The sequence below is a fragment of the Sphingomonas nostoxanthinifaciens genome (assembly GCF_019930585.1).
Taxonomy (GTDB): Bacteria; Pseudomonadota; Alphaproteobacteria; order Sphingomonadales; family Sphingomonadaceae; genus Sphingomonas_I; species Sphingomonas_I nostoxanthinifaciens.
On the sequence record NZ_CP082839.1, the window covers coordinates 1,121,805 to 1,134,432 of the forward strand.

Annotated in this window: 15 protein-coding genes and 1 pseudogene; 8 read left to right on the top strand and 8 right to left on the bottom strand. The window is 63.2% G+C overall.

Translation table 11 applies throughout. From position 1 onward, the window contains the following. Window positions 1–48 precede the first annotated feature (48 nt). The 4 genes from K8P63_RS05250 to rpsU form a co-directional block, all read right to left on the bottom strand. Entirely contained in the window at window positions 49–585 is a 537-nt protein-coding gene (locus K8P63_RS05250; protein ID WP_223798787.1) for an alpha-ketoglutarate-dependent dioxygenase AlkB, read from the bottom strand. 40 nt (window positions 586–625) lie between these two features. Next, window positions 626–1,216, bottom strand: a complete 591-nt coding sequence (locus K8P63_RS05255; protein WP_263282717.1) for an alpha/beta hydrolase — start codon at window positions 1,214–1,216, stop codon at window positions 626–628. 82 nt (window positions 1,217–1,298) lie between these two features. After that, window positions 1,299–1,928, bottom strand: a complete 630-nt coding sequence (locus K8P63_RS05260) for a glutathione S-transferase family protein (protein ID WP_223798788.1) — start codon at window positions 1,926–1,928, stop codon at window positions 1,299–1,301. A 236-nt stretch (window positions 1,929–2,164) separates the two neighbouring features. Continuing rightward, window positions 2,165–2,359, bottom strand: a complete 195-nt coding sequence (gene rpsU, locus K8P63_RS05265) for a 30S ribosomal protein S21 (protein ID WP_223798789.1) — start codon at window positions 2,357–2,359, stop codon at window positions 2,165–2,167. Between the two features lie 202 nt (window positions 2,360–2,561). Between rpsU and xth the strand changes: the two genes are divergently transcribed. Beyond that, window positions 2,562–3,383, top strand: coding sequence for an exodeoxyribonuclease III (xth, locus tag K8P63_RS05270; RefSeq protein WP_223799744.1), 822 nt, complete (start codon window positions 2,562–2,564; stop codon window positions 3,381–3,383). On the opposite strand, the gene K8P63_RS05275 is transcribed toward xth, so the two are convergent. From K8P63_RS05275 to ligD, 3 genes and pseudogenes are all read right to left on the bottom strand, one after another. Next, the gene (locus tag K8P63_RS05275) at window positions 3,353–3,682 is read right to left on the bottom strand and encodes a hypothetical protein (protein WP_223798790.1); all 330 of its coding nucleotides are present in this window, start codon (window positions 3,680–3,682) and stop codon (window positions 3,353–3,355) included. The two genes, xth and K8P63_RS05275, sit on opposite strands and share 31 nt — an antisense overlap. Continuing rightward, on the bottom strand, window positions 3,679–3,774 hold the full coding sequence (locus K8P63_RS20960; protein ID WP_398288478.1) for a hypothetical protein: 96 nt from the start codon (window positions 3,772–3,774) through the stop codon (window positions 3,679–3,681). Before K8P63_RS20960 ends, K8P63_RS05275 begins: the two co-directional genes overlap by 4 nt. A gap of 57 nt (window positions 3,775–3,831) precedes the next feature. Next, a pseudogene (gene ligD, locus K8P63_RS05280) lies at window positions 3,832–6,340 on the bottom strand (DNA ligase D). Between the two features lie 153 nt (window positions 6,341–6,493). Between ligD and ku the strand changes: the two are divergent. Genes ku through K8P63_RS05295 form a run of 3 tightly spaced genes read left to right on the top strand, consistent with a single transcriptional unit; the run spans window position 6,494 to window position 8,537 of the window. Then, a complete protein-coding gene (gene ku / locus K8P63_RS05285; RefSeq protein ID WP_223798791.1) occupies window positions 6,494–7,396 on the top strand; it encodes a non-homologous end joining protein Ku in 903 nt (300 codons plus the stop codon). Then, window positions 7,389–7,652, top strand: coding sequence for a hypothetical protein (locus tag K8P63_RS05290; RefSeq protein ID WP_223798792.1), 264 nt, complete (start codon window positions 7,389–7,391; stop codon window positions 7,650–7,652). Before ku ends, K8P63_RS05290 begins: the two co-directional genes overlap by 8 nt. 12 nt (window positions 7,653–7,664) lie before the next feature. Beyond that, complete coding sequence (locus tag K8P63_RS05295; protein WP_223798793.1) at window positions 7,665–8,537, top strand: hypothetical protein; 873 nt, start codon at window positions 7,665–7,667, stop codon at window positions 8,535–8,537. Window positions 8,538–8,804: 267 nt separating this feature from the next. Here the strand turns inward: K8P63_RS05295 and K8P63_RS05300 are convergent, their stop codons facing one another. Further along, window positions 8,805–8,990 (bottom strand): DUF3606 domain-containing protein, encoded by a 186-nt coding sequence (locus K8P63_RS05300; RefSeq protein ID WP_223798794.1) that lies wholly within the window; start codon window positions 8,988–8,990, stop codon window positions 8,805–8,807. Window positions 8,991–9,254: 264 nt separating this feature from the next. On the opposite strand from K8P63_RS05300, the gene K8P63_RS05305 reads away from it, so the two are divergent. Genes K8P63_RS05305 through K8P63_RS05320 form a run of 4 tightly spaced genes read left to right on the top strand, consistent with a single transcriptional unit; the run spans window position 9,255 to window position 11,853 of the window. Further along, a complete protein-coding gene (locus tag K8P63_RS05305) occupies window positions 9,255–10,253 on the top strand; it encodes an SDR family oxidoreductase (RefSeq protein WP_223798795.1) in 999 nt (332 codons plus the stop codon). Between the two features lie 2 nt (window positions 10,254–10,255). Next, window positions 10,256–10,780, top strand: a complete 525-nt coding sequence (locus tag K8P63_RS05310; RefSeq protein WP_223798796.1) for a DUF4142 domain-containing protein — start codon at window positions 10,256–10,258, stop codon at window positions 10,778–10,780. Between the two features lie 52 nt (window positions 10,781–10,832). After that, window positions 10,833–11,153: a hypothetical protein gene (locus K8P63_RS05315; RefSeq protein ID WP_223798797.1), complete on the top strand. Its 321-nt coding sequence runs from the start codon at window positions 10,833–10,835 to the stop codon at window positions 11,151–11,153. A gap of 37 nt (window positions 11,154–11,190) precedes the next feature. Then, window positions 11,191–11,853, top strand: coding sequence for an HAD family hydrolase (locus K8P63_RS05320; RefSeq protein ID WP_223798798.1), 663 nt, complete (start codon window positions 11,191–11,193; stop codon window positions 11,851–11,853). Window positions 11,854–12,628 lie beyond the last annotated feature (775 nt).

The following is a 12,628-nucleotide window of genomic DNA, read 5'->3' on the forward strand; positions in this document are numbered from 1 at the left end:
GTCGCGCGCGCGCAGCCCGCGCTCCGAAAAGCTTCGGAACGTGATCGATCAGCGCGTCACTTCCATCTCGGCGATACTAGGCTCCCACTCGTGCCGGGCTTCGCCGCTCAGGTGGTAGACCGACCGGGGCGCAAGCGGCGCGGAGACGCGCTCGAACCCGCCACCGCGGTGCCGCCGGAAACGCATCGTCGCGGGCACGCCCAGCGAGATGCCGACGATGTGCTCGAAGACCGGGCGGTCGCGGTGCCAACCGATGCCGGCGCCCGGATCGTAGCGGATGAGGAGCGCCTGGACGAGGTCGTCATCGGGAAGGCCGGCGAACGCAGCCGCGCGCGCTTTGACGGGCTTCAGCCACTCGGGGATCGGATCGGCCCGATCGAACGCGCCGCGATCGAAATCATAAGACCAGCCGAACGATGTCGTGAGGCGCTTGCCGAGCCAGCCCTGAAACCGGAAAGGCTCCAGCGTCTGTGCGTCGATCTGCGCGATCAGCGCCTGTTCTTCGGTCTCGCTCAGGAAAGCATCCGATGACGCCAGGCCCGGGAGGAGCGGGGTATCGAAGAGATCTGCGAACGCGGCGGACATCACGCGAATATGGGTTCGGCCATCGCTCCCGGAAAGTCTTTCAGACGAGCACCCGTGCCGCGAACGTCGCGGCGGCGGCGAGCCCGTCCTGGCCGACCGTATGGCCCACGCCCTTCGAGACATGCGTCTCGACGGGCACCTGTGCGGCGGTCAATGCCTTGGTCGCCAGATCCAGCGACCGAAACGGCACGACATCGTCGGCCGTGCCATGGATCAGCAGCACGGGTGGACGACTGCGGATCTCGGCGTGCAAGGAGTCTGGCGCGACGAGCATGCCCGAGATGCCGATGATCCCTGCCAGGGTGTTCGCACGGCGCAAGCCGACGTGCAGCGCCATCATCGTGCCCTGGCTGAACCCGACCAGCAGGAGGCGATCGGCCCCGAGGTCGGCATCTTCCAGCTCCTTCGTCAGGAACGCATCGAGACCCGGCGCGGCAGCCGCGGCACCCGTCGCACGCTCCGTCGCCGAGAAACTCTCGATCGGCCACCACTGACGAGCATCGGCCATATGTGGCAGCAGCGACGGGGCGTTGGGTGCCACGAAAGCGACGGTCGGAAGTGTCGGTTGGATCATCGCGGCAAGCGAGATCAGATCGTCACCGTTAGAGCCGTAGCCATGCACGAGCACCACCAATGCGCTCGGTTTGCTTCTCGAAAGTGGCGGGAGGCGAGGGCCGTCTAACATGGCTGCCGTGTCCCGCATCGATCGCCGTTCAAGCACGCGCGCCCGGCGACATCGGACCGCCGACCTCGATCGCCTTCTTCAAGCCGGCGGTATCCTCCAACCGGCCGAGATATGCGGCCACCGCCGGGAAAGCGTCCAGCTGCTTGGCGTTGCGGAGCGTCGCCAGCAGGTAGCTCATCTGGATGTCGACTAGGGTCAGACGATCGCCCATGAGATAGGTGCGATCCGCCACCCGATCGGAGATGTAGGAGAGGGTCTTCTGCAGCTCGGGCGCCGTAAAGCCGGCGAGGCCCGCCGACAGGCCACCAGTTTTCGCGCCAAGGAGCGTTAGCATGGCGGGAAGCGCTGCCGAACTCTCGACGAAATCCAGCCACTCATCATGGACCGCGCGATCGGGCGTGCCGGGCGCCGGCACCAGCCGCCCATCGCCATATTTTTGCTCGAGGTAGCGCAGGATCGTGCCGGATTCGGCGAGCACCAGATCATCGTCGACGAGGATAGGCGCCTTGCCCAGCGGGTGGACGGTGGCCAGCGCCGGCGGGGCACGGAAGTTCTGATCGCGCTCGTAGGCGATCAGCTCGTACTTCAAGCCCAGCTCCTCGAGCAGCCAGAGCACGCGCGTCGACCGCGAGAAATTGAGATGATGGACCGTGATCATGGCAGGGGCCTTAGAAAGAAACTTCGGGACGCGGCGCGAAGGCGGCCGGCAGGATCGGCGGTGGTCAGCCGAAGCCTCGGTGTCCAAGCAAAGGCGGCACGATCAAGTTCCAAATTGCCAAGGGTCGGCGCGATCGGATCGCGCCGCTTCAATCCCCCGAAAGCCACAGGCATGCGCTTATTCACTGCAAAGTGAATAACGACGGTTTATCGAAATAACGGCCGTTCTGCAGAGGATTACTTGTCCCGTTCGGCCCGCTTGCGGCCAGCTTTCCGAGCACGGCTGATAGCCGCAGCGCGCTCGCGCTTCTCTGACGGCTTTTCATAGTGCCGGCGAAGCTTCATCTCGCGGTAGACCCTCTCACGCTGGAGCCGCTTTTTCAAGACGCGCAGTGCTTGATCGACATTGTTGTCGCGGACGATGATCTGCATTCTGATCTGCCTTTACGTGTCTGGGCGATTTGTAGTGCGCCGATGCCATCATGGGCGACAGGATGGCAAGCTAAGGTGTGCTGGGGCGTCGGGAAGGATTGGACTCTCTAACTAAGTCGCCGACGCCGCTACAATGGTGGTGAGGACATAGGCGTTGTTTCAGGCGGGCGGAACGCCGCCCGCGCAGCAGCGTCTGTTCGATGTGAAGATTGCAACCTACAATGTGAATGGCGTCAACGGCCGACTGGCAGTCCTCTTGCGCTGGCTTGAAGAGGCGCAGCCGGACGTCGTCGTCCTGCAGGAACTGAAGGCGCCCCAGGACAAGTTTCCGGAAGAAGCGGTGCGCAAGCTTGGATACGATGTCATCTGGCACGGCCAGAAAAGCTGGAACGGCGTCGCGATGTTGAGCCGGATCGGGGAGATCCATGAGACCCGACGCGGTTTGCCGGACGATCCGGATCCCTCGCAAAGCCGGTACATCGAGGCCGCGGTGAACGGCGTTCTGATCGCCGGGTTCTATCTGCCGAACGGCAACCCGCGCCCAGGGCCGAAGTTCGATTACAAGCTCGCCTGGTTTCGCCAGCTGATCGAGCATGCGAAGACGTTGCTCCAAACGGGCGCGCCCATGGTTCTCGCCGGCGACTTCAACGTGATGCCGACCGATCGCGATGTCTACAAGCCGGAGCGCTGGCTGGATGATGCCCTCTTCGCCCCCGAGGTCCGGGCCGCCTTTTTCGAGCTCCTTGAGCAGGGATGGACGGACGCCTTGAGATCGGTCCATCGGGATGAGACGATCTATACGTTCTGGGACTATTTCCGGAACGCATATGCCCGCAACGCCGGCCTTCGCATCGATCACTTCCTGTTGAGCCCGGCTCTCGCCGATCGGCTCGTCGACGCACAGGTCGACCGCCACGTGCGAGGCTGGGAAAAGACCAGCGACCACGCCCCGGTGTGGATCGAACTGGCGGACAAACCCCCTAAGCGGCGCCGTCAGCCGAGATCGGCGAACCAGTCGGCGTAGGGCGTATTGCGCGCCATATGCCGGTTATAGTCGGGGGCGTCGTCGCCCCACCAAGCGGGTCCGCGCTCGCCGAGCGCCCGTTTGGCAACGTCGACCGCGGTGTGCGCGATCTTCTCGCTGGGCTCGTCCTGGTCGTTTCGCGCATCGCGCACGGTCAGGCGCGCGATCATCAGGTCGCGCACCAAACGGTGCCGTTCCTCCGGCGCCAATGCCGGGTTCGCCATCCGCCACAGGCGACCGCGCACCACGAAATAGCGACCGTCGGGCGTTACCGGATGGCTGCCGGCGCTGGCTGTCATCGTGCGGCGCTGCGCGCCCGGTCGACGATCGCGCGCTCCGGCATCGCGCCGATCAGGCGGGCGACCTGCCGTCCCTTGCAGAACAGGATCATCGTCGGGATCGACCGGATGTCGTAGCGACCAGCGATCGCCTGCTTCGATCCTTCATCTCACAGATCCGGAAGCGACTGGTCGGCCCGCCCCCAGCCTGCGAGCGCCTTGGAGGATGCCCGCTTCACGAGTTCCGCCGCATGTCCGATGTGGAAGCGGGCAGGGGTCTCGATCGTCTCCATCTCCTTCCAGGAGATCGGCGCCGCGACCGGGGCGCCCGGTCGGGCGCGTGCGCTATAGGGCATGACCGCCGTCGCGCCGCGCTGGTTGCGGAGATAGTCGACGAAAATCCGGCCCTTGCGCTGCGCCTTCGGCAGCGCGGCCGTGAAGTTCTCGGGATCGCTCTGGGCTACAGCTTGTGCGAGCCGATGGGCGAAATCCTTCACCTCGGGCCATTCGGCGCGGGGCACGAGCGGTGCGATCACGTGCACGCCTTTGCCGCCGGTGATCATCGGAAAGGTCGCGAGGCCGATCTGCTGCAGGATGTCCCGGAAGTGGAAGGCCGCGGTACGGACGGCTTCGAAGTCGAGGCCTTCGTCGGGATCGAGATCGAACACCAGCCGATCGGCCTTTTCCACATCCTCGATCCGCGCGCCCCAACCATGAAACTCAACTGTCCCCATCTGCACGCAGGTGACGAGACCGTCCGCGTCGTCGACGTAGAGATAGGGCTCCTCGTGCCCATCCTTCTCGGCGATGCCGACGTGATGGACATGGTCGCCGAAGCTGCCGGCATCGTGCTTCTGGAAAAAACACTTCTTGGCACGCCCCTGCGGACAGCGGACCAGGCTGATCGGACGGCTCCCGGCCCAAGGCAGCATGATCTCCGAGACTGCGGCATAATGGTCTGCGAGCTGACCCTTGGTGATGTGCGTCTCAGGATAAATGACCCGCTCGCGGTTGCTGACCTTGACGCTGCTCGTCGCGGCCTCGGGAAGGGCTGAGGCCCGCTGCTCCTTCTCGAGTACGACGGCCTCGGCCTTCTTGTCCTCACGCAGGCCGAGATAGCTCGGATGCCGGAGCGTGCCCTCGTGGGTCATCTCTGTGAAGGCGATCTCGGCGACCAACTTGGGCTTCAGCCAGTGCGCGCCGCGGACCTCGGCCCTGGGCGCGTCGACCGTCGCGGTCTTCTGCTCGAGCGGCGCCATGATTCCCATGAGCCTGAGCAGCTCGGCGGTGTCGAAGCCGGTTCCGACCTTACCGGTGTATCTGAGCTTGCCGTCCTCGTGGACGCCGAGGATCAGCGAGCGAAATGCGCGGCTCTTGTCAGACGGCGTCCATCCGACGACGACAAACTCCTGTCGCTTTATGCACTTGGTCTTCACCCAGCTGCCGCTGCGCGACCCGAAATATTTGCCCGACGCGATCTTCGAGATGACGCCCTCGAGTCCGGCATCGCAAAAGTTGTGCAGCAGCTTTTCGCCATTTCCCTGGATGTGATCCGAATATCGCAACACGGTCGAGTTCGGCGGCAGGATCGCCTTCAGCTTCTCCTTCCGCTCCAGCAACGGGAGATCGGTGAGGTCTTCGCCGTCCAGTTCGAGCAGGTCGAAGGCGAAATAGTCGATCGTGCCGGGTGCGGTCTTGAGCGCGCCCTGAAGCGCCTGGAAGCTCGAGCACCCGTCCGGGTCCAGCACGACGGCCTCGCCGTCGATCAGGGCGCTTCTCACGTCGAGCTTGGACGCCTCGCCGACGATCGTCGGGAATCGATCCGACCAGTCGAGGCCAGAGCGTGTGTAGGCGCGCGTCTCGTCATCACCGACGGCGACCAGCGTGCGATAGCCGTCATACTTCATCTCGTGGATCCAGCGATCGCCGGCCGGCACGCTGTCGACCAGCGTGGCCAGCTGAACCGCTCGGAACGGCGGGGGACTTTGGGCTGGCTCCCTCTTCCTGGATGAGGCCGCGCCCTTGGATTTGGTTGCGGCCTTCGCCGCGGGGGGGGGCCTTTCGCTTCGAGGTCGTGCCTGCAGCGATCTCGGCCATGCTGAGCCCGCTCGTGACCCCGGTCAGGTGGGTGGAGACGAGGTCGTCCGAGCCTGCGGCATGGTCATCTGCGACCTTGCGCAGCAGCCAGTTCTCGCCCTTCTCCTTTCCGCGGGGCTTGAGGCGGATCATGATCCATTCGCCCTTCATCCGAGCCCCATGCATGATGAAGTGGAGGTGGCCTTCGAGAAGCGTCTTGCTGGGGTCTTTGCCAGCGATCGGCTCCCACGTGCCTGTGTCCCACAGCATTACCGTCCCGCCACCATATTCGCCCTTGGGTATGGTGCCCTCGAAGGATGCGTAGTCGAGCGGATGATCCTCGGTTCGGACCGCCAGGCGCTTGTCATCGGGATTGAGGCTGGGGCCACGGGTCACCGCCCAGCTTTTCAGCACGCCGTCGAGCTCGAGCCGAAAGTCATAGTGCAGGCGCGTCGCCTCGTGCTTCTGGACGAGAAAGCCGTGCCCCGAAGTCGGCTTCGTCGCTCCGGATGGCTCGGCCGTCCGGGTGAAGTCGCGCTTGGACCGGTAGGTCGCCAGCGCATCGAATGTTTCGGACGCGGCGGCGGAGGAGCGTCGGGCCATGGTACATACCTCGGGAGGACCTGCATCAATCCCCGCGTGCATTGACTCGTTCCGAAAGTCGATTTCCGAGTCATTTCAACACTAAAGACCATGGCATTCCGGAACGTCGAGGTTGTCCGCGGATTGATGGTCGTCTGACCCTGGAGAGAGACGATGGCGGCACGACCCTATTGGCGCGGACAGATCCGTCTCGCGCTCGTCTCGATCCCGGTCGAGATCTATTCGGCGACGAAGAGCGGCGCCGCCGTGGCTTTCCACCAGATCTACGAGCCGACGGGGCAGCGGATCAAATATGAGAAGACGGTGCCCGGCATCGGCCCCGTTGATGTCGACAAGATCATCAAGGGCTTCGAATATGAGAAGGGCGAATATGTCCTGCTCGACGAGAAGGAGATCGAGGGCGTCAAACTCGAGAGCAAGAAGACGCTGGAGCTGACCCAGTTCGTCGACAGCCACGACATCGATCCGATCTACTTCGAGAAGCCCTATTATGTCGTGCCGGCCGACGACCTGGCCGAGGAGGCGTTCGTCGTGCTTCGCGAGGCGCTGAAGCGCAGCCACAAGATCGGCCTCGGCCAGCTGGCGATGCGCGGCCGCGAATATGTCGTCAGCATCAAGGGCTGCGGCCGCGGCATAATCATGGAGACGCTGCGCTACGCCGACGAGGTCCATAAGGCGGCGAGCTACTTCCGCGACATCGGCGACACCAAGCCTGACGAGGATCTCCTCGATCTCGCCCAGACGCTGATCGACAAGAAAACCGGCAAGTTCGACGCGGCCGATTTCCACGATCGATACGTCGACGCGTTGAAGGATCTGATCGAGCGCAAGAAGAAGGGCAAGACGATCACGATCGAGGACGACAAGGGCAGCGACCCGCGTGGGTCGAACGTCGTCGACCTGATGGCCGCGCTGAAGAAGTCGCTCGGGACGGGGGGCAGCACCAGCGCCACCGCTAAGGCACCCGCGAAGAAGCCTGCCGCGAAGAAACCCGCTGCGCCCAAGAAGGCCGCGGCGAAGCCGGAGGCGAAGGCTCCGGCCCGCAAGCGTGCCTGAGCGCGACGCGTCGGCCGGTAGGCCCGTCGCGGAAGACGACGCGATCGCCTTTGCTGAAGGGGCGATTACGATGTGGGCTAATATGCTCACGCTGATGGCGACCCATCTGCGTGAGCATGGGATGCCGCGTGGTGAGGTGCTCGAGATGCTGACGATGCTTCACGACACGAACGAGGCGACCATCCGGTCGCCCCACGCGAAGGCATCGGCGGCGAGGCATCTCATGGCGGTCTTTAAGGCCCTCGAGACGACCTGATCGGCTCGGCTGATGGCGCTCACCGACGAGGAACTGCGCGACGCCGCGACCCATCGTGGGCTGAAACTCGTGAAGTCGCGCAAGCGCAATGCCGGGGTAGGGGACTATGGGAAGTTCGGCCTCACCGACCCCGCCGGCAAATCACTGTTCGGCATTGGCGACGACGGCCTGACCGCATCCGCCGAAGAGATCGAGGACTATCTTCGCAGGGGTGAAGTCTCAACATGGGCCGAGTCCGCTCGGATCACGCCGCAGGCCGTCAGCAAAGCGAAGACCAGTAAGGACGATGTTCCAGAGGCAACGTCATCGGCGATCCGACCGCGGCCGCATCGCGGCGGAGCATCGTCTGCGTCGCGCCTACCGGCTGGAGTTGCTGAAGCGTCCGCGAACCAGGCAAAGGCTCGAGCCAATGACGATGAAGCAACCCGCTTCGAACGTCGGCCCATGCGGACCGCGCCAGAAGCGCCGCCGCCGGTTCCGAAGCTGACGATCAGGCAAGCACGTGCGTCCGATGCGGAGGCGGTATCGAAACTCCTGGCGACTGGCGGCTTCGAAGGTGGCGCGGCTGCCGCGAGAAGGGCGATCGCTTCGGCGAGCGCACGAAAGGAGTCGATACTCGTCGCGGATCGCAGCAACGTCATAGGAATCCTCGCCTGGACCGTAATCGCCGACGTTCTGGCGGGTGCCGTGGGTCGCATATCCGTCATTGTCGTGGACGAGCATGACCGTCGCGATGGTGTCGGGAAGGCGGTTGTCGAGGAGTTCGGCAAGCGCAAGGTCGGTCTCATCGAGGGCATGAGCGACATCGAGATAAGAAACGCCAACGGCTTCCTTCGCGCACTTGGGTTGCGCCAGGGCAGCTACCGGTTCGTCGCAAGGATTTGAGCGGAGGCACTTCTCATTCGATCGAACGCTCCCATATTCGACATGAGTTCAACAACGCGAAAGGAGGTGGTCGAATGTCTCATTGTCCCATGCCGCTAGACCGGCACATCAAGGGTTACGACAGCTTCTTCGGAGCGTTCGGCGCCTGAGGTGCCTCTGACGGCCGGCTCGTTGGAACGAGCCGGACTTCGTCGTTGAGCCGCATGTCGAGCGGCTGACAATGGAAGGGCCGCTCCCATCAGAGCGGCCCTTCGTTTTTATGTGGTTTCAAGCGGGCGCTTTGCCCAGTTCACGGGCGACTGCGTCCGCGATAACCCCCGCCTTTCCGACGGCCGCCTCGAGCTCTGCGCGGCTCACACCGAACTTCTTTGTCCAGTATTCGACCTCATAGTCCTCGTGGATGTTGATCCGCAAAGCATCCTGCGGGCCGCGGTTGGTCTTGTCGTCTGCCATCGACCGTCTCCTCTGGCGCTATGAACCGACGAGATTCCCGCGAGTTCAATCTCGGGCCGTTGCGACGGTGACGATTATGCAGCCTCGACCTTGTGGGCTCGCAAGTGTGCCTGATCTCGCAAAAGCGATTGTTATCCAGGGTTTATTACAGAGACGTTTGATCGGTCGGCGGACCGATAGCGAGCGTGGGACGTTGATGCTGAGATCGTTGGAACGCTCGTCATCGGGCCCCTCCCGCTTTCGAATAGAGCGAGAGGAATGCACATGGACACACGTGACACAACACGACGCCAGATGATCGCAACGGCTGCGCTCGGCGCCGCTGCTGCGACGGTGGCGGCCCCGGCAGCTGCCCGGGAGGGCGACCCCGCCGAGTTGCGAGGCGGTAAGCAAGATCCACGCAGCAAATACCCTAAGCCTCCATTCAAATCGCAGTCGCAGCCTTGGCCAGGTCTCGCCAGCCGGATGGATCCCAAGCCGGATCATGGTGAGACGAGCTACGTGGGATCAGGTCGGTTGCGGGCCCGCAAGGCGCTGATTACCGGCGGCGACTCCGGCATGGGACGAGCGGCGGCGATCGCCTTCGCGCGCGAAGGCGCCGACGTCGCCATCAACTATCTTTCCGAAGAGGAGCCGGATGCACGCGAGGTCGTGGCTCTGATCCGCCAGGCTGGCCAGAAGGCGATCGCCATCCCCGGTGACATCCGAAACGAGAGTTTCTGCAGCCAACTCGTGGCGCAGGCGGTCTCCGGTCTAGATGGTCTGGACATTGTGGTCAGCAACGCCGCGCGGCAGCAGTCCATCCCGTCGATCCTTGACCTCACGACCGAGGAGTTCGATCGGACGATGAAGACTAACATCTATGCGCCGTTCTGGATCATCAAGGCCGCGCTTCCGCATCTGGAGCCGGGATCGGCGATCATCGGCACGACGTCCGAGCAGGCCTATAATCCCGATCCGGACCTCTACGTCTATGCGCAGACGAAGGCGGCGACGATGAACTATGTGAAATCGCTCGCCAAGCAGCTCGGACCCAAGGGCATCCGCGTGAACGGTGTCGCGCCTGGTCCGATCTGGACGCCGCTGCAGGTCTCCGGCGGCGCCAGCCAGGGCAAGCTCGTGACATTCGGCGCTACGACGCCCCTTGGTCGACCGGGTCAACCGGCCGAACTCGCCGGCATCTTCGTGCGCCTTGCCGAGGATGACGGCAGCTACACCACCGGCAACATTTATGGTGCGGGCGGCGGGCAGGGTCAGCCGTGAGAATGTCCATCACGAAGTCCTTCGCGATCGCGCTGCTCGTTACCGCCTTGGCGTCGACGTCTGCTACCGCTCAGGAGGCCGGTTCCCGCCAAACCCGCGAATACGTCCAGGCGGCCGGCGAGTCCGACACGTTTGAGATCATGGAAGCGCAAACGGCGCTGGCGCAGAGCTCCGATCCGAAGGTGACCGCCTTCGGTCGCGATATGATCCATGATCATGGCGAGACGAGCCGGAAGCTTAGCGAAGCCGCGGAGGGGGCAGGGCTGAAGCCCCCACCGATCGCGGTGGGGGCGGGTCAGTCGCCCTTCCTCGCGGCGCTCCAGAGTGCGCGGGGCCGGGAGTTCGACAAGACCTACTGGCGGCAGCAGGCTCTCGCTCATCACTCCGCGCTCACGACGGCGCAGCAATATGCCGACCACGGCGACAGCCCGGCGATCCGGGAGGCCGCGAACGCCAGCATTCCTATGATCCGACGGCATCTCGCGATGGCAGAACACATGGTCCAGTCGGTCGAGAGCGGATCCTGACTGCGCCCCGTCTGCCGCTGTTATCGCGAACGAGAACCCGAGGAGTGAAGAAATGACAACATCCGCAGGCGCCACGATCACCGCGACATTCTCGACGCGGCGGCAGGCCGACCTCGCGATCGAACAGCTCGTTCAGGAGCATGGGATCGACAGAAGCGCAATCTTCGTCACCCCGGTCGGCGATGACAACAGCGCAGGAAGTGAAGAGGACTGCGCGGACGCCGAGAGCGGCCCTCCGGGCGTCGATCCCGCAGGGGATCCCGCTCTGGCCGGCGGCCTCGACGTCTCGGTCGATCTTGCCGACGAGGGCAATGTCGCCGCTGTGAGGGCGGCGCTGCAGGAGCATGGCGGCGAGGATATCGCGACCGAATAGCAGTCATCGCCGTTTCCTTGTTCGTGATAGGATCAGAATGACGATCGAAGTGGTTCTTTTCGACATCGATGGCACGCTCGTCGACAGCAACGAGCAGCATGTGAACGCTTGGGTGTTCGCTTTCCGCGAGGCGGGCCATCCCCAGGAGCTTGACGATATTCGAGCCCAGATCGGCAAGGGCGGCGACCTGCTCGTTCCCGAGCTTCTACCGGACGTCGACGACGCAGTCCGCAAGGGCATTTCCGAGCGGCAGGGTGATTACTTCAAGGACATGTATCTCGATAACGTGGGCCCCTTCGAAGGGGCCGCCGCCCTGATCAAGCGGGTTCACGCCAGCGGGCGCAAAGTCGTGCTAGCCTCGTCAGCCAAGCGGGATGAGCTCGACCATTATGTCGGACTGATGGGCATCGAGGCCTGCCTTGCGGCGACGACAAGCATCGACGACGTCGAAACGTCCAAGCCCGAGCCCGACCTCTTCGCCCTGGCGATCGGGAAGGTCGGTGTTGAACCTTCGAATGCGTTAGTGGTGGGCGATACCATCTACGACGTAGACGCGGCACTGCGGGCTGGCATCGCAACGGTGGGCGTCACCTCCGGACCATTTGACGAGAGCCAGCTTAAAGAGGCAGGAGCGATTGCTGTGTTCGCCGACGTCGCATCCATTCTTCGCGATTTCGATCAATCGCCGCTCGCGCGGTGAACGAAACTGTCCATCTCTCATCGCAGATAGCTGTGCGCTTCCATGCGTTCGAAATTGCCTCGCAAAAAATTTGAGGGATGGGGGAGCGAATTACACTCTCCTGGGTGGAAGTTCCGGATTAAATTAAGTGTGAGGATGCGATGAGCGAGGTTGCTTGGTCTATGGAGATACTCTTACGGCAGCGCGTCTTGTTGATTGGATAGCCGAACGGGATAGCAGCATACTGATTGCGTCGTCGGTAGCTTTGCGAGCATTGCGGAGGATTTTGCGCGAATCCGGTAAAGCATCGCCGCGAATTGTTGTATGGGCTAGACGGCTACTCGGCTCTGTCTGTGCTGGCTGAGCCTGCGCTCTAGCGTGTTTTGATACGCCCGAGCCCAATCCAATACGCCACGCGTCGCGAAAATCACGTAAGAACTAGTGGATAGGGACACCCGTCCCTCGACCGTGAATCGCTCAATGCGAAGCTTGACCTTCCATGGAGGCGCCTTTCAAAAGATGGTTACTCGGATCCACGGATCTTAAAGATATGGCCGCAGCGAATGTTCCGGCCCGGCGGGGCGAGCGCAAGACTTGGGCAGACAGGAATGCGGCGAATCTGGACGAGTAAGCCGATGGCCAAACGTGCGATCGTGCGACGCCTGTTCGGGCCGGACTTGAAGTTAATCCGGCATCTGTCGAGACAGAACTTCACGTTTCTCAGTCATGCGCCCTCTTTTTTTATCAAGCGAAAGGGCAAGCACCGTCCGTTCAGATCTGGTCGGGACTTTTGCGT